General features: G+C 61.9%; 23 protein-coding genes. 18 read left to right on the plus strand and 5 right to left on the minus strand.

Annotated features, from left to right (window positions below):
• The first annotated feature begins 78 nt into the window (after positions 1-78).
• The 3 genes from NWI01_RS12650 to glpD all read left to right on the plus strand — a co-directional run bounded on the left by NWI01_RS12650 (position 79) and on the right by glpD (position 2824).
• Positions 79-513: an acyl-CoA thioesterase gene (locus NWI01_RS12650; RefSeq protein WP_244613747.1), complete on the plus strand. Its 435-nt coding sequence runs from the start codon at positions 79-81 to the stop codon at positions 511-513.
• A 329-nt stretch (positions 514-842) separates the two neighbouring features.
• Positions 843-1079 (plus strand): hypothetical protein, encoded by a 237-nt coding sequence (locus tag NWI01_RS12655; protein WP_141384188.1) that lies wholly within the window; start codon positions 843-845, stop codon positions 1077-1079.
• 188 nt (positions 1080-1267) lie between these two features.
• The gene (glpD, locus tag NWI01_RS12660; protein ID WP_141384237.1) at positions 1268-2824 is read left to right on the plus strand and encodes a glycerol-3-phosphate dehydrogenase; all 1557 of its coding nucleotides are present in this window, start codon (positions 1268-1270) and stop codon (positions 2822-2824) included.
• Positions 2825-2904: 80 nt separating this feature from the next.
• On the opposite strand, the gene NWI01_RS12665 is transcribed toward glpD, so the two are convergent.
• Positions 2905-3408, minus strand: a complete 504-nt coding sequence (locus NWI01_RS12665) for a DUF1993 domain-containing protein (protein ID WP_141384189.1) — start codon at positions 3406-3408, stop codon at positions 2905-2907.
• A 364-nt stretch (positions 3409-3772) separates the two neighbouring features.
• Here NWI01_RS12665 and soxC point away from each other — a divergent pair, with 364 nt between their 5' ends.
• Both soxC and NWI01_RS12675 read left to right on the plus strand, forming a co-directional pair.
• A complete protein-coding gene (gene soxC / locus NWI01_RS12670; protein WP_141384190.1) occupies positions 3773-5050 on the plus strand; it encodes a sulfite dehydrogenase in 1278 nt (425 codons plus the stop codon).
• Positions 5037-5603: a c-type cytochrome gene (locus tag NWI01_RS12675; protein WP_141384191.1), complete on the plus strand. Its 567-nt coding sequence runs from the start codon at positions 5037-5039 to the stop codon at positions 5601-5603. Before soxC ends, NWI01_RS12675 begins: the two co-directional genes overlap by 14 nt.
• An 83-nt stretch (positions 5604-5686) precedes the next feature.
• Here NWI01_RS12675 and NWI01_RS12680 read toward each other — a convergent pair whose 3' ends face one another.
• Complete coding sequence (locus NWI01_RS12680) at positions 5687-7138, minus strand: helix-turn-helix domain-containing protein (RefSeq protein WP_141384192.1); 1452 nt, start codon at positions 7136-7138, stop codon at positions 5687-5689.
• A gap of 168 nt (positions 7139-7306) precedes the next feature.
• On the opposite strand from NWI01_RS12680, the gene aceA reads away from it, so the two are divergent.
• From aceA to NWI01_RS12695, 3 genes are all read left to right on the plus strand, one after another.
• Positions 7307-8614: an isocitrate lyase gene (aceA, locus tag NWI01_RS12685; protein WP_141384193.1), complete on the plus strand. Its 1308-nt coding sequence runs from the start codon at positions 7307-7309 to the stop codon at positions 8612-8614.
• 25 nt (positions 8615-8639) lie between these two features.
• The gene (locus NWI01_RS12690; protein WP_141384194.1) at positions 8640-8846 is read left to right on the plus strand and encodes a DUF4170 domain-containing protein; all 207 of its coding nucleotides are present in this window, start codon (positions 8640-8642) and stop codon (positions 8844-8846) included.
• A 552-nt stretch (positions 8847-9398) separates the two neighbouring features.
• On the plus strand, positions 9399-9953 hold the full coding sequence (locus tag NWI01_RS12695) for a hypothetical protein (RefSeq protein WP_141384195.1): 555 nt from the start codon (positions 9399-9401) through the stop codon (positions 9951-9953).
• A gap of 23 nt (positions 9954-9976) precedes the next feature.
• Here NWI01_RS12695 and NWI01_RS12700 read toward each other — a convergent pair whose 3' ends face one another.
• From NWI01_RS12700 to NWI01_RS12710, 3 genes are all read right to left on the minus strand, one after another.
• The gene (locus tag NWI01_RS12700) at positions 9977-11125 is read right to left on the minus strand and encodes a PQQ-dependent sugar dehydrogenase (protein ID WP_141384196.1); all 1149 of its coding nucleotides are present in this window, start codon (positions 11123-11125) and stop codon (positions 9977-9979) included.
• A 124-nt stretch (positions 11126-11249) separates the two neighbouring features.
• A complete protein-coding gene (locus NWI01_RS19365; RefSeq protein ID WP_141384197.1) occupies positions 11250-11429 on the minus strand; it encodes a hypothetical protein in 180 nt (59 codons plus the stop codon).
• 178 nt (positions 11430-11607) lie between these two features.
• Positions 11608-12258: a glutathione S-transferase family protein gene (locus tag NWI01_RS12710; RefSeq protein ID WP_141384198.1), complete on the minus strand. Its 651-nt coding sequence runs from the start codon at positions 12256-12258 to the stop codon at positions 11608-11610.
• 439 nt (positions 12259-12697) lie between these two features.
• On the opposite strand from NWI01_RS12710, the gene NWI01_RS12715 reads away from it, so the two are divergent.
• The 10 genes from NWI01_RS12715 (at position 12698) to NWI01_RS12760 (ending at position 25227) form a co-directional block, all read left to right on the plus strand.
• On the plus strand, positions 12698-13900 hold the full coding sequence (locus NWI01_RS12715) for a pyridoxal phosphate-dependent aminotransferase (protein ID WP_141384199.1): 1203 nt from the start codon (positions 12698-12700) through the stop codon (positions 13898-13900).
• A 236-nt stretch (positions 13901-14136) separates the two neighbouring features.
• Complete coding sequence (locus NWI01_RS12720; RefSeq protein WP_141384200.1) at positions 14137-14673, plus strand: DUF992 domain-containing protein; 537 nt, start codon at positions 14137-14139, stop codon at positions 14671-14673.
• A 240-nt stretch (positions 14674-14913) separates the two neighbouring features.
• Entirely contained in the window at positions 14914-16989 is a 2076-nt protein-coding gene (locus NWI01_RS12725) for an elongation factor G (RefSeq protein WP_141384201.1), read from the plus strand.
• Positions 16990-17193: 204 nt separating this feature from the next.
• Positions 17194-18033, plus strand: a complete 840-nt coding sequence (locus NWI01_RS12730; RefSeq protein ID WP_141384238.1) for a shikimate dehydrogenase — start codon at positions 17194-17196, stop codon at positions 18031-18033.
• 267 nt (positions 18034-18300) lie between these two features.
• Positions 18301-18618 (plus strand): FeoA family protein, encoded by a 318-nt coding sequence (locus tag NWI01_RS12735; RefSeq protein WP_141384202.1) that lies wholly within the window; start codon positions 18301-18303, stop codon positions 18616-18618.
• Positions 18615-20495, plus strand: coding sequence for a ferrous iron transporter B (gene feoB / locus NWI01_RS12740; RefSeq protein WP_141384203.1), 1881 nt, complete (start codon positions 18615-18617; stop codon positions 20493-20495). The genes NWI01_RS12735 and feoB overlap by 4 nt, the downstream gene beginning before the upstream one ends.
• A 302-nt stretch (positions 20496-20797) precedes the next feature.
• On the plus strand, positions 20798-21007 hold the full coding sequence (locus NWI01_RS12745) for a hypothetical protein (protein WP_141384204.1): 210 nt from the start codon (positions 20798-20800) through the stop codon (positions 21005-21007).
• Between the two features lie 336 nt (positions 21008-21343).
• Entirely contained in the window at positions 21344-22690 is a 1347-nt protein-coding gene (gene glmM / locus NWI01_RS12750) for a phosphoglucosamine mutase (protein WP_141384205.1), read from the plus strand.
• A 260-nt stretch (positions 22691-22950) separates the two neighbouring features.
• Complete coding sequence (locus tag NWI01_RS12755) at positions 22951-24195, plus strand: MFS transporter (RefSeq protein WP_141384206.1); 1245 nt, start codon at positions 22951-22953, stop codon at positions 24193-24195.
• A 174-nt stretch (positions 24196-24369) separates the two neighbouring features.
• Positions 24370-25227 carry an outer membrane protein gene (locus NWI01_RS12760; protein WP_141384207.1) on the plus strand — a complete coding sequence of 286 codons (858 nt, stop codon included), beginning with the start codon at positions 24370-24372 and terminating at the stop codon, positions 25225-25227.
• The last annotated feature ends 99 nt before the right edge of the window (positions 25228-25326 follow it).

Raw genomic sequence — 25326 nt, forward strand, 5'->3', positions numbered from 1 at the left:
GGTATCCACTTCGCCGGAAAATGCTCTAGCGAGACGACGCGTGACCTTGTTTCGGATCAACGGATGACAGACACAGCCATGACCGACCCGACAGCCGCTCACGCGCGGCCGATCGCCGACACCGCGCCGCTTGGCGAACTCTGCATCCGCACGCTGGCGATGCCCGCCGACACCAATCAGAACGGCGACATTTTCGGCGGCTGGTTATTGAGCCAGATGGACATCGGCGGCGGCGTGTTCGCTTCCAAGCTCGCGAAGTCCCGCACCGTGACCGTGGCGATCGAGGCCATGAATTTCCGCAAGCCGGTCTATGTCGGGGATCTGGTCTCCGTTCATGCCACATTGATCCGTGTCGGCAGGACCTCGATCGCTGTGCATCTGGAAGCCTGGGTGATGCGTCGCAAGGAGAAGCAGTTTATCCTCGTCACCGACGGCAAATTCACTTACGTCGCGATCGACGATAACGGCCGGCCACGGGAAATCCACCAGACCGGCCTGCCGAATCCGGCGTAGTCGAACCGACGTTTTCGATTTGGTTGTTTCAGGTCGGCCTGGCCATGGCTTGCCGCCACGGCGTACAACCTGCCATCAGCCTGTCGCTTTTCGAACAAAACATTCTCGCCCGCCCGGCTCCGGGATAAAAAACCGGTTCGCCTGAGAAATTCACGAAGAATCAGAAACATAGCTTGTCCACGATTCCGTGACGCTGTAGCCTACTCTAGACATATTCCAGGTTGTATTGGCCGGAATCATGCTCATATGACTCACTGAACGACAAGGAACGTTTCACCCAGTTGCCCGTTATCGGCGCGGCCGTGAGGCCGAAAAAATGCGAGTGGGACATGTCGAAAAGCTATATCATCGAAGTCGGTTCAGAGTCCGCAGGCATCGTGGTGCGTGATCGCGCCGGGTTTCGCTTCTTTTCGGCCTCGCAGCGGTTCAGTTCGCTCGACGGCAGGTTGTTTCGAAGCGCCCGTGACGCGGAGCGCGCGGCGAAGGATCGCGCGTTGTCCAAGAAACCCGCCTGTCCCGAATTCGTGAAATCGCTGCGGCGCGTTCTGCCGAAACTTCCTTTTTGATGGGGACGTGGCCGACGCAGAAACTGCGTTGACCGCTTCCGCAAACATCATCACCATGGCATGTCCGGCGTGGGGATGTCCGCGCGCCTTCGGTGAGGTTGCCCTGACGATTGTCGCCATCCTCGCAAATCGAGACGATCGTCGTCGGCCGCAAACCGGTTCGATGACGCTCGCATGTCGCTAAGATGATGGAGGAGGGCGTGCCCTTGGGTCAGGTTTACGACCTCGCTGTCATCGGTGGCGGCATCAACGGCTGCGGGATCGCGCGCGACGCGGCCGGGCGGGGCAACTCGGTCGTCCTGTGTGAAATGAACGACCTTGCCAGCGGCACCTCGTCGGGATCGACCAAGCTGGTGCACGGCGGGCTGCGTTATCTGGAATACTACGAATTCCGCCTGGTTCGCGAGGCCCTGATCGAGCGCGAGATTCTCTGGCGGATCGCGCCTCACATCATTCATCCGGCGCGCTTCGTGCTGCCGCATCACGCCGGCCTGAGGCCGGCATGGCTGCTGCGGCTCGGCCTCTTCCTTTACGATCATATCGGAGGCCGCAAGCTGTTGCCGCCGACGCGCTCGGTTGACCTTGCGCGCGATAAAGTCGGAAAGCCGCTGAGCCCCGGCCGCTACCATAAGGGTTTCGAATATTCCGACTGCGTGGTCGACGATGCCCGTCTCGTCATTCTGACCGCGCGCGATGCGGCCGATCGCGGCGCCGATATCCGGACCCGGACGCGCGCGGTCGAGACCCGTCTGTCCGACGGACTCTGGCACGTCACGTTGGAGGATACGCTCAGCGGCGAACGCGTCACGATCGTCGCGCGGGTGCTGGTCAACGCGGGCGGCCCCTGGGTTGAGCAGGTGCTGCGGTTGGGCGCCGGCGTCACCAGCCGTGCGCGGGTGCGGCTGGTGCAGGGGGCGCATATCGTGGTGGGCAAACTTTATGATCACGACCGCGCCTACATCTTCCAGAACAGCGACGGCCGGATCGTGTTCGCCATTCCCTATCAGGATGACTTCACCCTGATCGGGACCACGGATCGCGACTATGAGGGGAACCCCGCCAGGGTGAAGGCCTCGGACGAGGAAATCGCCTATCTTTGTGCGTCGGTCAGCGAATATCTGGCGAAACAGGTCGCTCCGACGGATGTGGTCTGGTCCTATGCGGGGGTGAGGCCGCTCTATGATGACGGCGCGAGCGAGGCCAAGGCCGCTACCCGGGAATACGCCTTTGAACTCGATACGCCCGGCGGCGCACCGCTGCTGTCGGTCTACGGTGGCAAGATCACGACCTATCGCCGGCTCGCCGAAGAAGCACTGGAAAAGCTGTCGCCCTATCTGAAGGGGACAAAGGCGCGCGCGGGCTGGACGGCGAAAGCGGCGCTGCCCGGCGGAGACATGGAGGTTTCCGCGGTTGAGGGGATCGCGGCCGATTTGCTGCGCGGCTATCCTTTTCTGACGGAGGGACACGCGCGCCGTCTGGCGCGCGCCTATGGCACCCGCGCCGCCAGGATGCTGGGGACGGCGAAAACAATGACGGATTTGGGCCGCGATTTCGGGGCCACGCTCACGGAACGCGAGGTCCGCTATCTCATGTCCGACGAATGGGCGTACACTGCGGAGGATGTCATCTGGCGACGCTCCAAGCTCGGCTTGCGGATGTCGGCGGCCAACGTAGCCGCGCTTGAGGCCTGGTTCGCGGAGCGAACCGTGACCGGGCGCTTGAGGGAAGCAGAAGCGCGCACATGAGCATCACCTCAAGGTGATGCAAAGCGCGCGCGAAACCGGAAGCAATCCTGCGATTCAAACGAATGCCCGGGCCAGTCTTCCTATTTCACGCCCATGAAATCCCGTTTGCCGAGTTCGACGCCGTTGTGACGCAGGATGTCGTAGGCGGTGGTCGCGTGGAAATAGAAATTCGGCAAGGCGAAGTGGCTGAGATATTGCTGACCCTTCAGGGTCATGGTCTGGTCGCGACCCGCCGGAAAGGTGACATCGCGATCTTCCGCGCCGTCGAATTTATCGGGCGCTAGTTTCCTGACGTAATCCGTTGCCTTCGCGATCCTCTGCTGTAACTCGTCAAAGGTCTTTTCCGTATCCGGCGTGCTCGGCACCTCCGAGCCGCTCAGTCGCGCGCAGGTCTTCACGGCGAAATCGCAGGCAATTTGAATCTGGCGAGTCAGCGGCAGCATGTCCGGATAGAGCCGCGCGGTGAGCAGCGTTTCGGGTGCAATCTTCCGGGCGCTGGCATGGGCTTCGGCTTTCCTGAGGATGTCTGAGAGAGCGCCGAGCGTTTGCAGAAAGGCCGGCGAAGCAGAATCATGGAATGACATGGGATGCCCTTGTTTGTTGGTGGTGCGGAAGCAGACGGCGAAACAGTCGAATGTGCATCTGCAAATGGGAGATTATTATATCGCAACATCCATCATGGACGGAAAGCTTAGCCTCTCGATCGCATGATCTGCGCCGCTTTCACAGCGAAGAAAACACGCTTAAGGAGAGCGGCTTGAAGAGCAACAAAGCGAGGTCTAGCGTCGCTCACCCTTGATCGTGAAATCTCTCAAGGAGGGCGACTTGAATAGCAACAAAAAGGTCGTCTACGACGACAAGGCTCGCCGGATGGCTGAGCAGTTGTTTTTGACCGAACAGCGTCATATTGCAGATCGGCTCCGGGAAGATTGCGAGTGTAGGGATGGAATGTTCCCTCGTCGGGCGACGTCGAGCCGGCGTAGCTTTTTGTTCGCGGCGGGGTCACTCGTCGGCGCAGCCGGAGCAGCCACAATCGCCCATGCCGAGGCGCTGAAAGCGCCGCCCGGCGCAGTTTTTTACGACGTGCCTGACGATCCGACCAAAGTGCAAGGACGGCCGGTCGTCGACGGAAGCTATGGAACGAGGTCCCAGTTCGAGACTGAAGCCCGCATGCGTTATCCGACGCCGAACGAGAACACATCCTGGAGTTTCACTCCGCTCGGCAGGGGAGTTGGCAACATCACGCCATCAGGACTCCACTTCGAACGCCATCACGGCGGAATCCCGACGATCGATCCGGCGAAGCACAACTTGCTGATCCACGGCATGGTGGATCGCTCGATGACGTTCTCGATGGCCGACATCAAGCGGCTGCCTTCGGTGACGCGCAAGCATTTCATCGAGTGCTCTGGCAACGGTCTGACGGAGTGGAACAAGCCGACCATGAAGACCGTGCAAGGAACGCACGGGCTGCTCAGCACATCCGAGTGGACCGGTGTTCAGTTCGCCACTTTCGCGCGCGAGACGGGATTGAAGGAAGATGCAGCCTGGGTCCTGGCCGAAGGCGCCGATGCCGCCGTCATGACACGCAGCATTCCCATGGAGAAGATGCTTAAGGACGCCCTCATCGTTTACGGACAAAACGGCGAAGCTATTCGTCCCGAACAAGGGTATCCCTTGCGGCTTCTTCTTCCTGGTTATGAAGGAAACACTCACATCAAATGGCTTCGGAGACTGCAAGTCAGTGACAAGCCATTCATGACGCGAGAGGAGACGGCGAAATATACCGATCTTCTAGGAAGCGGTAAGGCGCGCATCTTCAGCCTGGACATGGAGGCCAAGTCGGTCATCACGTTTCCATCGGGAGAGATGAAGCTGCCGGGTCCGGGTTTCTACAACATCACAGGCCTTGCATGGACAGGGCGCGGGCGGGTCCAGTCCGTCGATGTCTCGCTGGATTCGGGAAGGACCTGGTACCCGGCGCGGCTTGAATCGCCTCCCGAGCCGATGTGCACGGTGCGCTTCAGCTTCCCGTGGATGTGGGACGGTAAGAGTGCGGTGCTGCAGAGCCGCTGCATCGACGAGACCGGTTATGTCCAGCCTACTCTCGAGCAACTCATCGCAATCCGTGGCGATAGCGGACCGTTCGGTTCGATCTATCACCTCAATGCGATTCAGAGCTGGGCTGTCAGCGAGGCGGGGGATGTGACCAATGTCCATGCATAAGCGATGGTTCGCCTGCGTGATCGGCGTCTGCCTGTTCTCCGGCAGCGCGGGCGCTCAATCGATGGTCGATCACTTCGGTCTCGGCCAGACCGCGACGGCGAACGAGGCCGCCAAATACTTCTCGATCCCGCCTTCGGGCGCGGGACTTCCTGCGGGGAGCGGAACGGCAAAAGCCGGTGTACTGGTTTTTGCCAACACTTGCGCAGCTTGTCATGGCGACAAATTGCAAGGCAATCCCGCCGCGGGCATTGGTGGTGATCGTCTGCTTGGCGGCCGGGGCTCGCTTGTGGGCAAAACGCCGGTCAAGACTGTCGAGAGCTACTGGCCGTATGCAACGACGCTATTCGATTACATCAAGCGCACGATGCCGTTCAGCGCGCCCGGTTCACTCAGGGATGACGAGGTGTATTCGCTGGTCGCCTACATCCTTTCGGAAGCCAGGATCATCAAACCGTCCGAGACCATGGACGCGAAGAGCCTGCCCAAAGTGCAGATGCCCAACAAGGATGGTTTTATCCCTGACGCCCGGCCTGAGCTTCAACTTTACAGATGAGCTCACGCGGCAATGCGCGATGGAAGTTTGATTGCATGCCGCAATAGTACGATGTGATAGCGAGACAGCGAGCAAGCCGCCGGTCACACTTCCCGCGCATTCGAAAACGCAAAGCTTGTCATGCGGCGGGTGTTTTCGTCCAGGATCAGCGTGCGCGTAAGCGGGGGGTCGGCTCGCTGCGCGCAGTTTTCCCGCTCGCAGAGGCGGCAGTTGATGCCGATCGGCGTGCCCTCGGAATTGTCCAGATCCATGCCCGACGCATAGACAAGCCTTGCGGCGTGGCGGATTTCGCAACCCAGGCCGATGGCGAAGCGTGGTTGCGCCAGCGGATGCGGCGCGACCGGCCGGCGCACCATCTGTGCGACTGAAAAGTAGCGGGTGCCGTCCGGCAACTCGATCACCTGCTTCAACAGGCGGTCCGGCGTGTCGAACGTGGAGTGGACGTTCCACAGCGGACAGGTGCCGCCAAACTTTGAGAACGGGAACGTGCCGGACGAAAATCGCTTGGAGACGTTGCCTGCGTTGTCGACGCGCAGCATGAAGAACGGCACGCCACGCGCGTTCGGCCGCTGCAGCGTGGTCAGTCGGTGGCAGACCTGCTCGAAGCCGGTGCTGAAGCGTTGCGCCAGCACATGGATGTCGTAGCCAAGCGACTCCGCCGCGGCGAGGAAGGGCTGATAGGGCATCAGCGCGCAGCCTGCGAAGTAGTTCGCGAGCGTGATGCGATAAAGCCGGCGAGAGGTGTCGTCGAGCGCGCCGGCGCGCGCGATGATCGAATCAAAAGCGGCTGTGCATTCGGCGAGCGCGATCTGGAATGCGAGCTGGAAGGCGCGCCCGGGGCCGTCCACGAGTTCGGAGATCAGGAGCTGGCGGCGGTGGCGGTCGAAGCGGCGCAGCGTCTCGCGCATGATATCCACCGGCATGATACGCGTCTGAATCGAATGTTTTTCGCGCAGCCGCGCGCTCAGCGCCGCGAACAGGTCCTGTGCGGGAACGTCGATTTCATCGCGCAGCGCCTCCGCGGCCTGCTCAAGCTCCGGGAAATAATTGCGGTTGGCTTCGATCAGGTCGCGAACCCGCTCGATCGGATCGGCCTCGAAGCGTCCGCCCGTGCTGTCGTCGCGGCCGGCGAACTGCGCCGCCGCCAGCGTTTCGCCGCGTCGCGCCTCGGTATAGGCGGCATAGAGGCGCTGCAGCGCATGGGTCACGCCGGGGCAGAGTTCGGCCAGATCGCGCAGCTCCTGCCTGGGGATGTCGATCTGGCGAAACAGGGGATCGGAAAAGACCTCGTTCAACTCGGCGAAGAAACGGTCCTCGTCGGCGGTGGCGAGATCGCGCAGGTCGAGATCGTAGGTCTCCGCGAGGCGGAGAAGAATTTGCGCGGTGACCGGGCGCTGGTTGCGCTCGATCAGGTTGACGTAGCTCGGGGAAATGCCGAGCCCCTCAGCGAACTGGGTCTGCGACAACCCAAGCTGCTGGCGGACGCGGCGAAACCGGGGGCCGACGAAGAGTTTCTTGCCTGGATCGTTGGCCATTCGGGTGCTCAAGTGTAATAATTTTTACAAAATGACATATAAGACATATAAATGTGTTACACAACATCACGATTAGGAATCAAGCTGTCTATACGAATGGTCCGATTTGGCGTTTATCTATCCTCGTATCTTGCAGTGCAATGTCATGAATGTGAATTGGAGATAGGGATGTCTCGGACCTTTGAGCAGATCGTTCCCGCCCCCGAGGGCCGGTTTGAGGGGATCAGCCGTCCCTATGCTCCGGAGGACGTCGAACGGCTGCGCGGCTCGGTCGGGATCAAGTACACGCTGGCGGAGAGGGGAGCGAACCGGCTTTGGAAGCAACTTAACGACATGCCTTATGTGAATTCGCTTGGCGCCGTCACTGGTAATCAGGCGATGCAGCAGGCGCGCGCCGGTTTGCCCGCCATCTATCTCTCCGGCTGGCAGGTCGCTGCCGACGCCAACACCGCGGGCGCGATGTATCCGGACCAGAGCCTCTATCCCGCTAACGCCGGTCCTGAACTCTGCCGCCGGATCAACCGCACCTTCCAGCGCGCCGACCAGATCGAGCATGCCGAGGGTGGCGCCAAGATTGACTGGTTCGTGCCGATCGTCGCGGACGCGGAAGCGGGCTTCGGCGGGCCGCTCAACGCGTTCGAGATCATGAAGGCCTATATCGAGGCCGGCGCGTCCGGCGTCCACTTCGAGGACCAACTCGCATCGGAAAAGAAGTGCGGCCACATGGGCGGCAAGGTGCTGATCCCGACCGCGGCGCATGAGCGCAATCTGATCGCGGCGCGGCTTGCGGCTGATGTCTGCGGGGTGCCGACTCTTGTGCTGGCGCGCACCGATGCGGAGAGCGCGAAGCTGATCACGTCGGACATTGACGAGCGCGATCACGAGTTCATCACCGGCGAACGTACGGCGGAAGGCTTCTATCGGCTGAAGCCCGGCACCGGCCTGGATCATTGCATCAAGCGCGGACTGTCATTTGCGAGATACGCAGACCTTCTGTGGTGGGAGACCTCGAAGCCCGACCTGGAGGGCGCGCGCAGGTTCGCGGAGGCTGTGAAGAAGGTCTATCCGAACAAGATGCTGGCCTACAACTGCTCGCCCTCGTTCAACTGGGAAGCCAACCTCGACAAGGCTGCCATCGCCAAATTCCAGAAGGAGATCGGCGCGATGGGCTACAAGTTCCAGTTTGTCACGCTGGCGGGCTTTCACTCGCTTAACCATGGCATGTTCGAACTGGCGCGTGGTTACAAAGCCGAAGGCATGGCCGCCTATTCCCGTCTCCAGCAGGCCGAGTTCGCCTCGGAGAAGTTCGGATACTCGGCGACGCGCCATCAGCGCGAGGTCGGCACCGGCTATTTCGATCTGGTTTCGACCACGATCACGGGAGGACAGTCGTCGACCACTGCGCTTCACGATTCCACGGAAACCGCGCAGTTCAAGTCTCAACGCTCACCGACCAACGTTCAGGCCGCTGAGTAAAGCGGCCGAACACGAGGAGGTTCTCATGACCCGTAGCAATTTCTGGGTGATTGGCGGCGAATTTGGTTCAATGAACTTCCACAAGCTGGTGGAAGGCTCGGCTCAGGTGCAGGGACCGTTCAAGACGCGGAAGGAAGCGGAGGACGCCTGGAGGGTCGTGTCCGAGGAGAACCGCTACCGCGCCGGCGTGCGTTTCTCGATCGTGGAAGAGCCGAACCGCATGGCGGGCTGAGGTTCATCCACGCTAGAGTCTGGTTCAACTGCGTTCAATCAGACTCGTCGCATATTATTTTGTTTGAGCATGATCTTATCCGAAAACCGGTTTCCACTTTGCGCTGGCGCGGCCCTTCGGGTCGGGATCATGCTCTAAAAAAGAAGAAGCGTCCAAGGAAGCAGCGGCCCTGCCCGGCAGATCGGGTGGGGCCGTTGCGCATCCGGCGGGCGGAGTTCCCGATGAAGCAGCCGTCAACCCATAAGCCTTTGGATCTGAACGGCCTTTGCGCCGACCGGAGCTGCTGCTAAAGCCTTGCCGCTTCTGATTCAATCAGAAGCGGGGCTCTCGGATTCGATTTGACGCGTTTTCTTCACGCGAACCGGTAGCCACTTCGCTCGAAAACACCTAGAGCGGCCGCCGGTCAAATGGAATCAGCGCCGCCGCTGCTCCAGTTAATTGATTGAGCATCGGATTTATCCCGAAACCGGTTCCCACTTTCGGGTCCGATGCTCTAAGTTGCATGGTTACCGTCAGGTTAAAGGGCGGCAGCATCTGCGGGAAAGGCGACCGATGTCGGACGCACCGATCATTGGAAGGGGCGTGGCGGAAACGGCGAAGCCGCCGCGGTTGCGCGACGCGCTGTGGCAGGCCCGGATCGAGGCCGCCGATCGCACTGGCGTCGTCGTGGATCTGCGCGATGCGGAAGCGGCCCGGCTCGAGATCCTGAACGAGGCGCTGGACCCGCTGTTCGCGCAGGTGCCGGATCAGATCGATCTGTTCGATCGGGGTATCAGCAAGGGAGACACCCCGCGTCTGTGGATCGACATTGTCGCCCATGTCGTGATGGGACGCGACAAGCGCCTGTACCGCTTTGTTCAGGATACCCGGTACGGCCGGATTGTGCTCACGGAATCCCATGACGCGGCCGCGATCGTCAAGGCCGTCACGGACTATGTCGCGCGACGCATGATCGAGCGTGAGCGTGCGCTGTCGGCGACGCCGCTGTGGGAGCCGGCGGAGACGAGGAAGCCGGGTCGCGGATACCTGACATTCGCGTTCGGATTCATCGCAGGTGTCGCCGTGCTTTTCGGCTTCGCGCTGCTCGCCGCGCTCAGGACTCCGTGAGACGGTGAAGGACGCGCTGCCCGCTATTTCCCCGGCGGCGATACCCGCAACAGGCGTCCCGCCTTGCTGTCGGTCAGAAGCCACAGCGCGCCGTCGGGCGCCTGGCGGACGTCGCGGATGCGCTCGTCGAGGTCGTGCAGCAGGCGTTCCTCGCCGACGACCTCATCGCCCCTGAGCGAAAGGCGCACCAGCATCCGCCCCGAGAGCGCGCCGATGAAAAGGCTGCCTTTCCACGACGGAAACAGCGTGCCGGTATAGAAAGCCATGCCGGAAGGCGAGATCGACGGCACCCAGTACTTCACCGGCTGCTCCATGCCTTCCCTCGAGGCGCCGGCATGGATCTTCGCGCCGTTGTAATCGATGCCGTAGCCGATCACCGGCCAGCCATAATTCTTGCCCTTGCCGATGATGTTGACCTCGTCGCCGCCGCGCGGGCCGTGCTCGACCTCCCAAAGGCCGCCGGTCGCGGGATTGATAGCGAGCCCCTGTTCGTTGCGGTGGCCGTAGCTCCAGATTTCGGGCCTGGCGTCGGCGCGGCCGACGAACGGATTGTCGGAGGGCGCCGAGCCGTCCGGCGCGATGCGGATCACCTTGCCGAGGTGGTTGGCGAGATTCTGCGCTTCGTCACGATGACTGAAATGATCGCCGAGCGTTACGAACAGGTTGCCGTCGTCAGCTTGCGCGATGCGGCAGCCATAGTGATTGCCTGACGATAGCGGGCCTTCCTGCCGGAAGATGATCCCGACGTCCTGAAGACGATCCTCACCCAACCGGGCGCGTGCGACGGCGGTTCGTCCGCCGCCGTCCACCCGCTCCGCGAAGCAGAAATAGAGGGTCTTGTTGTCCGTGAACGACTTGTCCAGCACAACGTCGAGCAGGCCGCCCTGACCAGAGGCCCAAACGCCCGGCACGTTCTTGAGCGGCGGCGACAGATCACCGTCGCGGCTGACGATACGAAGGCGTCCGGGCCGTTCCGTGACCAGTATCCGCCCGTCCGGCAGCAAGGCGAGCCCCCAGGGATGGACGAGGCCGCTGGCGACCGTCGAGACCTCTATTGGTCCGGCTGAAGACCGGAACGACCTGCTTTCGCTGCGCGCGCCGGTGGTGAAGAAAGCCGAGAGAATCGTGGCCGCGCTCAGGATGGCCGTAGCCCGCGTGAGGGGTGTTTTCATCGGCCGCTCCTGGCAATCAGCGATGGTTCACATGCACAGAGTCCCACGACAGAGATCGGATTCCCAAGACATGGGGTAGCCGCACCAATTCGCGAGGGGGTCGACGTAAACTGCAAGGAATGGTTCAGGTTCCGATTGGCATGGCCATCGCGACCTTGATCGACATCATTGCGAAGGCGACGGAAAGGAAGACCGCAAAAGCGGCGATGGCCAGTGAAGCCGCAACCGCGTTGATCAGGCGCGCGGACGCAACGGGCGCGAAGCGCCCTCCAAACCATCCGCTCGAACCCGGCGATCGCCTCATAGTCGGATCTCCACAAGCATGCGCGAATCACCCCGCCCTCGACCATCTTTCACCAGTCGCGGGCAGGATTGGGGCGAGCCGCGTGAGGAGAAGCGGTTCCTGCACCTGCCATCCCGCATCTGCCATCTCGCATCTGCCATGTCGAAGCTGGTTGCTGGATTGATGCCGGCCGCGCGGATCAGGCTCTTGTGATTCCGACCGCGGCGTTGCCTGAAGAAGCCGTGTTGCCGTCCATGGCCACAAAGCCGGGCTGCTGTTCGATCCGCCGCAACCAGGCGCGAACCGACGGGAACGTGGTGAGGTCGAAATCGCATTGGTCGGCGAGGTGGGTGTAGGCATAAAGCGCGATGTCGGCGATGGTCAGCTGGCCGGCGGCGAAAAAGTCATGGGTTCTGAGATGATTCTCCATGACCTGGAGGGCCGCATAGCCCCGCTCCATCCAGTCGTCCAGCGCGTGAGTCTGTAGATCACGCCCCCCTTTGACCAGCGACAGCCAGAAATACGCCGCGCCGATATTGGGCTCCAGCGCGTGCTGTTCGAAGAACATCCACTGCAGGGCTTCGGCGCGCTCGATCGGTGAATCCGGCGCCAGCCCGGTTCCGATCGCGACATACCACAGGATCGCGTTGGACTCCGCGAGGTAACGCCCCTCCGCGACCTCCAGCAACGGCACCTGTCCGCTCGGGTTCTTCGCCAGAAAATCCGGCGTGCGGCTTTCGCCACGCAGGATGTCGATTTCGATGGCATGATAAGGCACGTCGAGGACAGTCAGCGCGAGGCGAACCTTGTAGCTGTTTCCCGAGCGCTGCATCGAATAAAGCTTGTACATTCGCGTGGCCCCGATGTCGCGCGGTGAGGCTGCCGACTTCGCATCTGATAATTTCCGCATCCGACAATGAGGATGGCATCGAACCGACGCAAGACCCTCGACTCTGAAACATATTGAGGGGGACGACAAGCCGCGCGGCGCGAAGAGCCGGGAATTGCCGGTATCCGGGGTTTTTTAGAAAGTTCATTCGCCATGAAAGTGATCGCGGGTCCCCGGGGTCATCAGGTGGTGTGATTCGGGAACGGGGCGAGGCCAATAATTCCCATCCGAGCGAAAGACTCCGGGTGCCCCCGCTCAATTTTCCCTGAAACGGCATTGCCGCCGAAACCCCCGCCCGCAAGCTTCTTGCGGCGCAACGTGACGCACACTAATGTGCCGCGATCCCAATCAATGAGGTAGCGTGGAAGGGGTGACCGGCCACGCTTGCTAGGAGATGACGATGCCGTTCCTGTCCGCCGCGCTCGATCGTGTGAAGCCGTCCGCGACCATCGCGGTCACGGATAAGGCACGTCGGCTCAAAGCGGAGGGACGAAACGTGATCGGCCTCGGCGCGGGCGAGCCGGACTTCGATACGCCGGCCAATATCAAGTTGGCCGCGGTCCATGCCGTCGAGGCGGGGAAGACCAAATATACCGCGGTCGATGGCATCCCCGAGTTGAAGCAAGCGATTATCGCCAAGTTTCAGCGCGACAACGAACTGACCTACCAGCCGAACCAGATCATTGTCGGCACCGGCGGCAAGCAGGTTCTCTACAACGCGCTGATGGCGACCATCAATCCCGGTGACGAGGTCGTCATCCCCGCGCCGTACTGGGTCAGCTATCCCGAGATGGTGGCGCTGGCGGGAGGCGAGCCCGTGCCGGTGATCTGCACGGCGGAGTTCGGATTCAAGTTGCAGCCCGAGGCGCTGGAAAGAGCGATCACGCCGAAAACCAAGTGGATCATCCTCAATTCGCCGTCGAACCCGACCGGCGCGGCCTACACGCGGGCCGAATTGAAGGCTTTGACCGATGTGCTGGTGAAGCATCCCCACGTCTGGATCATGACCGACGATATGTACGAGCATCTGATCTATGACGAGTTCGAGTTCACCACTCCGGCGCAGGTCGAGCCGAAACTGTTCGACCGCACCCTGACGGTCAACGGCGTGTCGAAGGCCTACTGCATGACCGGCTGGCGAATCGGCTATGCGGGGGGGCCCGCGCAACTGATCAAGGCGATGGCGACGATCCAGTCGCAATCGACATCGAATCCGTCGTCCATTTCGCAGTGGGCGGCGGTGGAAGCCCTGAACGGTCCGCAAGGCTTCATCAAGGCGAACAACAAGGTATTCAAGCAGCGCCGCGACATCGTGGTGGCGATGCTGAACCAGGCCAGTGGCATCGATTGCCCCCGGCCGGAAGGCGCGTTCTACGTCTATCCATCCTGCGCCGGCGCCATCGGCAAGACCACGCCGTCGGGCAAGAAGCTCGAGACGGACGAGGATTTTGTCAGCGAACTGCTGGAGGCCGAGGGCGTCGCGGTGGTTCAGGGGTCGGCGTTTGGCCTAGGGCCGGCGTTTCGCATCTCATATGCGACCAAGACGGCGGATCTTGAAGAAGCCTGCAAACGGATTCAGCGATTCTGTGGCAGTCTGCGCTGATCGCCTGTGAAGATTTCGTGCGATGGGTCGACGCCCGCGCAGGCCTTCGGCGTTCGCGGCAAGCTACGCCCTGCACCCGGTCTCGAAAGGTTTTGTCAGGATGTTCATCTAAGGTTTAGCAAGGTGCTGGCATGTTGAGGTATTGAGTGTGGCGTTCGCCTTGTTTTGGACACGCCGGTTCCATCAATGTCCCAAGCCTTTACAGATTCCCAACCGATTCCAAGCGGAGATCATTCATGAACTTCCCAAAACTTCTCGCTGCGGCCGCCGTGACCCTCGTCGCGTCGGTTGCGGGCGCCCAGGCCCAGTATCAACATCATGGGGTTCAGGCCGGCGTCCTCGAATGCGAAGGCGGCCAGCATGTAGGCTATATCGTTGGTTCGACAACGGAACTTCAGTGCATCTTCCGTAGCAGCACCGGAGCGCCGCCTGAACCGTACATCGCGCGCATCCAGCGCTTTGGCCTTGATCTTGGCGTCACTCAGCAGACCGGCCTCGCATGGATAGTCCATGCGCCGGGCGGCCGGCTGGGCCGCGGTGCGTTGGCTGGCCATTTCGGCGGAGTCGGAGCGAACGCGACGGTCGGCGTCGGGATCGGTGCGAACCTGCTGGTCGGCGGTTCCGGCAATTCGATCTCGCTGCAGCCGCTGAGCCTGCAGGGCCAGACCGGCTTCAGCGCGGCGGCTGGCGTGGTCGATGTCGATCTGCGTCCGGCGGATGTGCGTGTGAAGCCTCGGAAGAAGCGGCATCGTCATCACCGTCACCATCGCTGATCAGACGACTGAAGAGGCCCGCGAAAGCGGGCCTCTTCTTTTCATCTCTTTGTCATCGCAACTGAACGCTTTCTCGCATCATCCCGCCGCTAACGATCCTTCCGGGTCACTTCAAGCGTACGGCGCGGCGCGCGTGTCCGACCTTCCGACGCGTTTTCACGCTTGCCAAATTCCGCCCGCGGGTGGAGCATCGCTATTGCCGACCCAATCATGGGCCGACTTCCAGACCAGGAGGCGGCAATGGGACAAGACCTCAGAAGTTCTCATGGGGGTTCTCAAGGCACTCAAGCGTCGGGTCCCCGGTGCATCGCGCTGGTGGGCCCGTTCCAGAGCGGTAAGACCACGCTTCTCGAAGCCATCCTTGCCCGAACGGGCGCGATTCCCAAAGCAGGCAGCGTCGATCAGGCAACCAGCGTCGGTGACGCCAGCGCCGAGGCTCGCCAGCACAGAATGGGGGTCGCCCTCACGCCGGCCACCACCTGCTTCATGGATGAAAACTACACTTTTATTGACTGTCCGGGATCGATCGAATTCGCGCACGACATGCGTGCGGCGATTCCCGCGGTCGATGCGGCGGTGGTGGTGTGCGAGGCGGATGAGCGCAAGCTGCCGCAGCTACAGATCATCCTTCGCGAACTCGAAGATTTGAATATTCCCCGCTTCCTGTTCCTCAACAAGATCGACAAGGCGAATAAGGGCGTTCGCGAAACCTTGGCGACGTTGCAGCAGGCGTCGCGAACTCCGCTGCTGCTGCGGCAGATTCCGATCTGGAACGGCGATTCGATCGCGGGATTTGTCGATCTCGCGCTGGAACGCGCCTTCGTCTATCGCGAGCACGCGGCCTCCGAGGTCGTCCAGCTCGACGGCGGCGATCTTGACCGCGAGAAGGACGCGCGGTTCTCGATGCTGGAGAAACTCGCCGATCACGACGACGCGCTGATGGAGCAGCTGCTCGAGGATATTGCGCCGAAGCGGGATGCGGTGTTCGACGACCTCGCTCGCGAGCTGCGGGAAGGCCAGATCTGCCCTGTGTTGCTCGGCTCGGCCGCGCGCGAAAATGGCGTGATGCGGCTGATGAAAGCGCTGCGTCACGAAGCTCCCGGCATCGGCGCGACCGTGAAGCGCATGGGCGTGGCTGGCAGCAACGAGGCGTTGGCCTGCGTGTTCAAGACCGTGCACCTCCAGCATGGCGGCAAGCTGTCGCTGGCGCGAGTGCTCACCGGACGTTTCGACGATGGCGCGGCGGTGCAGGCGTCCTCGGGCGAAGCAGGAAAGATATCCGGCATTCTCGCTGCAACCGGCGCGCAGGAGACCAAGCGCGCATCCGCTGGCGCGGGCGAGGTCGTGGCGTTGGGCAAGCTCGAAGCCGTCAGGACCGGCGATACGCTGACCACCGCTCGGGCCGCGCCGCCCTCGCTGGTCAGCATCGTGCCGTCCCCACCCGTGCTTGCGATGGCGCTTGCCGCGGGCGACCGCAAGGATGACGTCAAGCTCGGGCAGGCCTTGATCAAGCTCAACGAGGAGGATCCCTCGCTCGCCGTCGTTCACAACCCGCAGACCCACGACACCGTGCTGTGGGGGCAAGGCGAGATGCATTTGCGTGTCGCGCTGGAACGGCTGCGCGATCGCTTCGGCGTCAATGTTTCGTCGCATCCGCCCGCGATCGGCTACCAGGAAGCGATCCGCAAGCCTGTCGCCCAGCGCGGACGCCATAAGAAGCAGTCGGGGGGGCACGGCCAGTTCGGCGACGTGGTGCTGGAGATTCAACCGCTGTCGCGCGGCGCGGGCTTCGTCTTTATCGACAGGATCGTGGGCGGTGCGGTGCCGCGCAATTATATCGGCGCGGTCGAGGACGGCGTGGTGGACGGGCTCGCGCGCGGTCCCCTGGGCTTTCCCGTGACCGATGTGCAGGTGACGCTGACCGACGGCTCCTATCACAGCGTCGACTCCTCGGATCAGGCGTTCCGCACCGCCGCCCGCATCGGGATCGCCGAGGCATTGCCGAAATGCCAGCCGGTGCTGCTGGAGCCCATTGATGTGGTCGAGATCGTCTGCCCGAGTGAGGCGACCGCGAAGGTCAACGCGATCCTGTCGGCCCGCCGCGGCCAGATTCTTGGCTTCGACAGTCGCGAGGGCTGGCCGGGCTGGGACTGCGTGCGGGCGACGATGCCGGAAGCCGAGATTGGCGATCTCATCATCGAGCTGAGGTCGGCGACGGCGGGAGCAGGCAGTTTTACCCGGCAGTTCGACCGCATGGCCGAAGTCACCGGGCGGACAGCGGACCAGATCATCGCTTCGCGTCGGGTGGCGGCTTAGAGAGCAAGATCCCGACCCGAAGGGCCGCGCCAGCGCAAAGTGGAAACCGGTTTTCGGATAAGATCGCAGCCCGCGCCGTGAGCGCGGGCGGGAGTTTTGCATGTTGCAGTGCGGCCGGTGGCGGCATTGACAGGCGGCGCGGCTTGAATGATTCCATCCCGGCGGGCCGCCCTGATGGTCGGGCGCGTCACGCGACGGGATCCCATGATGACAGCCGAGACAACAGGCCGGGCCGCCTGCCTGATCGGATGGCCCGCGGCGCATTCGCGCTCGCCGCTGATCCATCACTATTGGCTGCGCTTGCACGGAATAACGGGGGGCTACAGCATCGAGGCGATTCCGCCCGAAGGATTCGCCGAATTCGTCATGCATCTTTCGACGCACGGCTTCGCGGGCGCCAATGTCACGATCCCGCACAAGGAGCGGGCGCTGCAGCTCACGGAGCCGGATGAGCGCGCGAAAGCCGTCGGCGCCGCCAACACGCTCTATTATGATGGCGCCATTCTGCGGTCCACCAATACCGACGTCGAGGGTTTTATCAGTAATCTGGACGTCGCGGCGCCGGGCTGGGATCGCACCGGGGACGCGCTGGTGCTGGGCGCCGGCGGGGCGTCGCGGGCCGTGGTGTTCGGCCTGGTCGAGCGTGGCATCAGGCGTATCCATCTCGCCAACCGCACGATGGAAAGGGCGCGGGTGCTCGCGGACCGATTCGGGGCGAGGGTTATTCCGGCGGCCTGGAACACGCTTAGCGACCTGCTGCCGCGCACCGGTCTGCTCGTCAATACCACCTCGCTCGGCATGAACGGGCAGCCGCCCCTGGACATTGATCTGGCGCTGTTGCCGCGGGATGCGGTGGTCGCCGATCTGGTCTATGTTCCCCTGGAAACGCCATTGCTGTCCGCGGCGCGGGCGCGAGGCCTCAGGACCGCGGACGGCCTCGGAATGCTGTTGCATCAGGCGGTGCGCGGGTTCGAACTGTGGTTTGGCCTTCGTCCCGCGGTGACACAGGAACTGCGCGCGCTGGTCGAAGCCGATCTTCTATAGCGTTTTCGAGCGAAGCATGTCCTCGGGCCTGACCCCGGGGATGGATGACTGACCTGTTCGCGTGAAGAACAAGGCGTCAGAACAGCAATCCGGAGCTTTTCCCCTGATTCGATCAGAAGTGAAAATGTTCCAGCATCTCATCCCGTGACTTGAGGCGTCCTCAATTTTTAATCATTCCAGCAAAATTCAATCAATGCTCTGTGTCTTGACCCCTACGAGAGGTTGATCCACTGGATAGAGGCGTCACCCCTTCAATCAGCGAGCATCATGTCAGATCCCGGTACCCGAACCCTTGAAGCCAACCAGACTACGCCGCTCGGCCTCGCGCGTCGCGGCTTTTGCGGCCGGGTCAGCGCCATCATGGTCGGCGGCGACCACCTTGGCGTGTCGGCGAACGAGATCGAACGGCGTCTTCTCGAATTCGGCATCGTCGAGGGCGCGTCGGTTCAGATCCTGCACGAAGGGCCGGTTGGCCGGGATCCGATCGCGGTCCGGGTCAACGGCACGACGATCGCGTTGCGTCGGCGGGAAGCGATGGCGATCATGGTCGGCGATCATGATCAGGCCGCGAAAACCGCCACATGACCGCAATCGAGGTGAATGACTGGCGCATCGCCCTGGTTGGAACGCCCAACTGCGGCAAGACCGCCTTGTTCAACGCGCTGACCGGCAGCCGGCAGAAGGTGGCCAACTACGCCGGCGTCACGGTGGAACGCAAGTCGGGAGTTTTGCGCACCGCATCCGGCCATCGCGTCGATCTGATCGATCTGCCGGGGACTTATTCATTGCGGGGCCGCAGTCCGGACGAGGACATCACCCGCGACGTCATTCTCGGCAAGCTCGCGAGTGAAAGCCCGCCGGACTTTCTGCTCTGCGTGGCCGACGCCACCAACCTTCGCGTGGCGCTGCGCCTCGTGATCGAACTGAAGCGCGTCCACCGGCCGATGCTTCTGGTGCTGAACATGATCGACATCGCGCGGCGGCGCGGCGTCGATATCGATCTCGACAAGCTCTCCGCCGAACTTGGCGTGCCAGTCGTCACATCGACCGCCGTGCGGCGCGGCGGCATCGACGATCTGCTGGGCCGGATCGATGAGATCGCCGGAAAGCCGACCGCGGAAATCATCGCGAGCGACTGGACCGTGCCGGCTGCATCCGATTTGCGGGCGGCGCAGCGCGAGGCCGATCGCGTGATCCGCGCCGCGGTCAGCGAGCCGGCCAAGCCCGATACATGGACCACGCGGGTGGATGCCGTTCTGCTGCATCCGGTGTGGGGGATGGTCGCGCTGCTTCTTTTGTTGTTCGTGATGTTCCAGGCCGTGTTCGCCTGGGCCGAACCGGCGATGGAACTCATCAGCCAGGGGTTTGACGCGCTTGGCGCGTTCTCGGCGGCGATGCTGCCGGACGGACTGTTGCAGAGCTTCATTCAGAACGGCGTGATCTCCGGCGTCGGCAGCGTCATCGTGTTCCTGCCGCAGATCCTCATCCTGTTTCTGTTCATTCTGCTGCTCGAGGATCTCGGCTACATGGCGCGCGCGGCTTTCCTGATGGACCGCATCATGGGCGGGGCGGGGTTGCACGGACGCGCTTTCATCCCGCTGCTGTCGAGCTTCGCCTGCGCGATTCCGGGGATCATGGCGACGCGGGTGATCGACAACAAACGCGATCGGCTGACTACCATCATGGTCGCGCCGCTGATGACCTGCTCGGCGCGCATCCCGGTCTACACCTTGATCATCGCGGCCTTCGTGCCGAACCAGCCGGTTCTGGGCGTGCTCGGATTGCAGGGGCTCGTGATGTTCGGGCTCTATGCGCTGGGGATATTCAGCGCGCTCGCCGTGTCGTTCGTGGCCAACCGCTTCTTCTGGCGTGATAGCGCGACGCCGCCCTTCATGCTGGAACTGCCGGATTACAAGCTGCCGCAGCTGCGCAGCGTGCTGATGAATCTCTACCAGCGCGCGATGGCGTTTTTGAAGCGCGCCGGCACGACGATCTTTTCGATGATGGTCCTGATCTGGTTCCTGGCGTCGTTCCCGCGTCCGCCGGAGGGCGCCACCGAGCCTGCGATCGATTTCAGCCTTGCGGCGATGATCGGCCGCTGGATCGAACCGGTGCTCGCGCCGATCGGCTTCAACTGGCAGATCAGCGTCGCGCTGATTCCCGGCATGGCGGCGCGCGAGGTGGCGGTGGCTTCGCTCGGCACCGTTTATGCGATCGAGGGAGGCAACGAGGCGGCGGAGCAGGTCGGGCAGATGCTGGCCGGTCAATGGAGTTTCGCCACGGCGCTGGCTTTCCTCGCGTGGTATGTGTTTGCGCCGCAATGCGCTTCGACGCTTGCCGTCATCAAGCGCGAGACCGGCGGGTGGCGCTGGGTGCTGATCACATTCTTCTACATGCTGTCGATGGCTTATCTGGCGGCGTTCGTCACCTACCGCGTCGCGCTGGCGTTGGGTTGGGGCTGATCGCCGGCTTCCGGTCGTGCTGGGAGCCTTTGCCAACTTTTAGGGTTCGGCCAACTTCAAGGGCTCTGGCGCCCGTCGCCACCGCGTGGAGCCTGAGTCTGAATGGCGACTTTCGCCGGAACTCAGGCGTACACGATGGCGTTACATAATCAGCGGCACCAAAGCGTTTCCAGTTCTGATGGACCAGAGGCGGCGCTTTTATAGTTTCGTTTGACGCGTTTTCTTCACGCGACCAGTACCCAGCCTTAGGGTTCACGCCCAAGGGCAACATGCTTCGCTCGAAAACGCTATGGGAGAGTCTTATGGCGCAAAATGACGGCGAGACGGACGACCGGAACCGGAAAACCAAGAAAGAACTGGATGAGGAACTCGATCGCGGTCTGGAGGAATCGTTCCCCGGGTCGGATCCGTTGAGCGTTACCCAGCCGGCTCCCGCAAAACCTCCTGAGGAAAACCATCCCAAGGAAAAGCCTACCAAAGAAGAATCCACCAAGGATCAGACCAAGAACTAGAGCATTTTCGAGCGAAGTGGACACCGGTTCGCGTGAAGAAGACGCGGCAAACAAATCATGGAGCCCCGCTTCCGATTCTATCAGAAGCGGAAAGGCTTTAGGCGGACGTCATTGGAGATTTCCCTCGAAAAAGGGGGCGGGTTCCGATGTTGATATGCAAAGGGTTGCACGGGCCTTTTCCCCCACAATTCCGGTAACGGTTCATTATATTTTTTGAAGTCGTGTTATCTCTTGTGACGGTATAAGCGCGTCGAGCGAGATACTTGACGTCCTAAGGATTCGACGAGCCGGCCTCAAGCGCGGCGGCGAGCATTCTGGCACGTCGTTGGGGGGAAAATGAGCCGCAGGTATTTTGGAACCGACGGAATTCGCGGCCGAGCCAACGGCTTGATCACGCCGGAACTGGCGATGAAGGTTGGACAGGCGGCCGGGCTGGTGTTTCAGCGCGGCGAGCATCGTCATCGCGTCGTGATCGGTAAGGATACCCGGTTATCCGGCTACATGATCGAATACGCGCTGGTCGCGGGCTTTACCTCTGTTGGCATGGATGTGCTGCTGCTTGGTCCGATGCCGACGCCGGCGGTCGCGATGCTGACCAAGTCCATGCGTGCCGATCTCGGCGTCATGATTTCAGCCTCGCACAACCTTTTCGAGGACAACGGCATCAAGATGTTCGGCCCGCGTGGCTTCAAGCTGTCCGACGAGGTCGAAAAGAAGATCGAGCAGCTGCTCGATGAAAACCTCGACAAGAAGCTCGCGCAGAGCAGGAATCTGGGCCGTGCCCGCCGCATCGACGGCGTGCACGATCGCTATATCGAATTCGCCAAGCGCACGCTGCCACGCGAACTGAGCCTCGAGGGGTTGCGGGTCGTGGTCGATTGCGCCCACGGTGCGGCATACAAAGTGGTGCCGGAGGCGTTATGGGAACTGGGCGCGGATGTGGTTCCGATCGGCGTCGAACCCGATGGTCTCAATATCAATAAGGAATGCGGCTCCACCGCGCCGGAAGCGCTGTGCCGCAAGGTCCGTGAAATGCGCGGCGATATCGGCATCGCGCTCGACGGTGACGCCGACCGCGTCATCATCGTCGACGAACGGGGCCATGTCGTCGATGGCGATCAGCTTCTCGCCGTGATCGCCGAGAGCTGGAAGGAAGACGGCCGGTTGACCAGTCCCGGGATTGTCGCGACCGTGATGTCGAATCTCGGTCTTGAGCGGTTCCTGAAGGATCGCGAACTGTCGCTGGTGCGGACACCTGTCGGCGACCGCTACGTGCTCGAGCAGATGCTGAAGCAGGGCTACAATCTCGGCGGTGAGCAATCAGGACACATCATCCTGTCCGACTATGCGACCACTGGAGACGGATTCGTGTCCGCGCTTCAGGTTCTTGCCGTGGTGCAGAAGCTGGGACGTCCGGTCTCGCAAGTCTGCCATAAGTTCGAGCCGCTGCCGCAGATATTGAAGAACTTCCGTTACCGCAACGGCAAGCCGCTGGATCGCGCGGAGGTGAAGTCCGCCATTACGGCGGGCGAGAAGCGCCTCAATGGCCATGGGCGGCTGTTGGTCCGCTCTTCGGGGACCGAGCCCGTCATTCGCGTCATGGGCGAGGGCGATGACCGTATCCTGGTCGAGGAGGTTGTGGACACGATCGTTTCTGCGCTGGGCAATCCGGCGGTGGCGTGAAAGCCGGGGAACCGGAACCTCGACCGTCAAGCTCTGGCGGACATTCCGGATGCGTATACGTCCCTGCTAATGTAACCGGTCGTGGGTTTGCAGGGCCGGTATCTCATCGTGATGATTTTCCACTGCTGACGGAATCAGAAACGGGCTCCATGATCCGGGGCTCGCTGATTGGATCTGGCGTGTTCCTTCACGCGAACCGGTTTCCACCTCGCTTGAAAACGCTATAACAGGCGGGGGTTGCAACAACCGGAAAACCGCCCGTGGACAAGCCTGTCATCTCCGAGGAAACGCTGGTCGCACCGGTCGTGATTCCCGGGATCGCGGAAAAGGCGGCCACGGGTCCCGCCTATATCGTGCTGGGCGGGATCAGCTTCTCGCATTTTCTCAACGACACCATGCAGTCGCTGATCCCATCGGTCTATCCAATCCTGAAGGAGAATTACGCGCTCGACTTCGCGCAGATCGGAATGATCACGCTGGCGTTTCAGGTGACGGCTTCGCTGCTGCAACCCGTGGTCGGCTACATTACGGACAGCAAGCCTCAGCCATTCTCGCTCGCGGTCGGCATGGGGTCTACGTTCGTGGGATTGTTGCTGCTGAGCGGTGCTCATACCTACGCCATGATTCTTGTTGCCGCCGCGCTGATCGGCCTTGGCTCCGCGGTGTTTCACCCGGAGTCCGCGCGCATCGCGCGGATGGCGTCCGGCGGCCGTTATGGCTTCGCGCAATCGGTTTTTCAGGTCGGAGGAAATTTCGGCGCGGCGATGGGGCCGCTCCTGGCGGCTCTCATCATCGTGCCGTTCGGGCAGCCGAGCATCGCGTGGTTTTCGTCGATCGCCTTTGTCGCGATCGTGCTGCTGGTTCAGATCGGCCGCTGGTACAAGCCGAGGATTGTGCCTCGCAAGAGTACGGCGCATATCCGGTCGCCGGAGGCGCCGACGCGCGCACGAACCGCGGTCGCACTCGCGGTCCTGATCGTGCTGGTGTTCTCGAAGTTCATCTACATGTCGAGCCTGACGAGCTATTACACTTTCTATCTGATCGAGAAGTTTCATGTCTCGACGCAGACATCACAGCTTTTGCTGTTCGTGTTTCTCGGCGCCGTCGCCATTGGCGTGTATTTCGGTGGTCCGATCGGCGATCGCTTTGGACGCCGCTATGTGATCTGGCTGTCGATTCTCGGTGTGTTGCCGTTCACGCTGCTGCTGCCGTTTGCGAATCTCGCCGGCACGGTCGCGCTGACCGTTATTATCGGCGTCATCCTTTCGTCCGCGATGCCCGCGATCATCGTCTTCGCGCAGGAATTGATGCCGCACCGGCTCGGCATGATCTCAGGCATGTTTTTCGGGTTCGCGTTCGGCGCGGCGGGACTTGGTGCCGCGCTGCTGGGCGAGGTCGCGGATGCGAGGGGCATCGAGTTTGTCTATCGGGTCTGTGCGTTCCTGCCGGCGATCGGGCTGCTGGCGATGTTCCTGCCGAAAATGCCGAAAACCCGGCACGTGTAAACGCCGCCGCATGATGAACTTGCGTTGGCAGCCACCCGCTCACCGCGCCGAAAGAAACTCACCGAAAATCAACCTTAAAAATTAGGGTTAAGCAGCTCTTAAGTATTCGGTGTCATCGTCCCTCCTAAATCGGATTGGGGCAGCGTTGCCTCACGGCACAAAGGGACGAAACCGATGCGTAGTGTAAAATTGCTCGTCGCCGCCGGAGCGGCATCACTGTTCACATCGGCCGCGTTCGCCGCCGACCTGCCCATCGCGCCTCCGCCTCCGCCATACTTCGTCCCGCCGATCGTCGATTTCGGCGGCTGGTATCTGCGAGGCGATATCGGATTCAGCAACCAGCGTGTGCGCGACATTGCGATGGCGGACGGCCGCAACGCGCAACTCCTGTCGCAGCAACAGACGACAGCTTTTGACACCGCCGGCATCTACGGCGTCGGCGTCGGCTATCAGTTCAACAACTGGTTCCGTGGCGATATCACCGGACAGTATCGCGGCAACGCGAACTTCAAGGGCACCGATGTCCTGACTTATCCGGCCGGCGGCGGCATCGTCGGAACGGGCGTCAACAACTACGGCGCCACCAAGTCGGAATGGCTGGTGCTGGCGAATGCCTATGTCGATCTGGGCACCTGGTGGGGCATCACTCCGTTCATCGGCGCCGGTGTCGGCGCGGCGCGGGTGAACATCGCGAATTACACTGACACAGGCCTGGTCAACCACAACGGATTCGGCTTTGGCGCGTTTCCGAGCGTCGCAGTCGCGCCGGCGGCCTCGACATGGAATTTCGCCTGGGCCGCGCATGCCGGTCTCGCCTACCAGGTCACTCCGGGCCTGGCACTCGAACTGGGCTACAGCTACGTCAATCTCGGCAGGGGCACGACCGGTCCGGTTTCGACCTATACCGGGTTCACTCGTGGCGTTCCGATGCAGTTCAACGATATCACCTCGCATGACTTGAGACTCGGTGTACGCTGGTACTTCAACAGCATGCCGGCCTATGCGCCGCCGCCGCTTGTGACCAAGGGCTGAGCCTTATCCTCATCTTGACGATTCTTAACGGCGCGGGATTTCCCGCGCCGTTTTGTTTTCATGCGCTCGTTTCCGACTGCCGCAAGAGGCCGCGCACGC

The organism is Nitrobacter winogradskyi, from assembly GCF_006539545.1.
Lineage (GTDB): Bacteria > Pseudomonadota > Alphaproteobacteria > Rhizobiales > Xanthobacteraceae > Nitrobacter > Nitrobacter winogradskyi_A.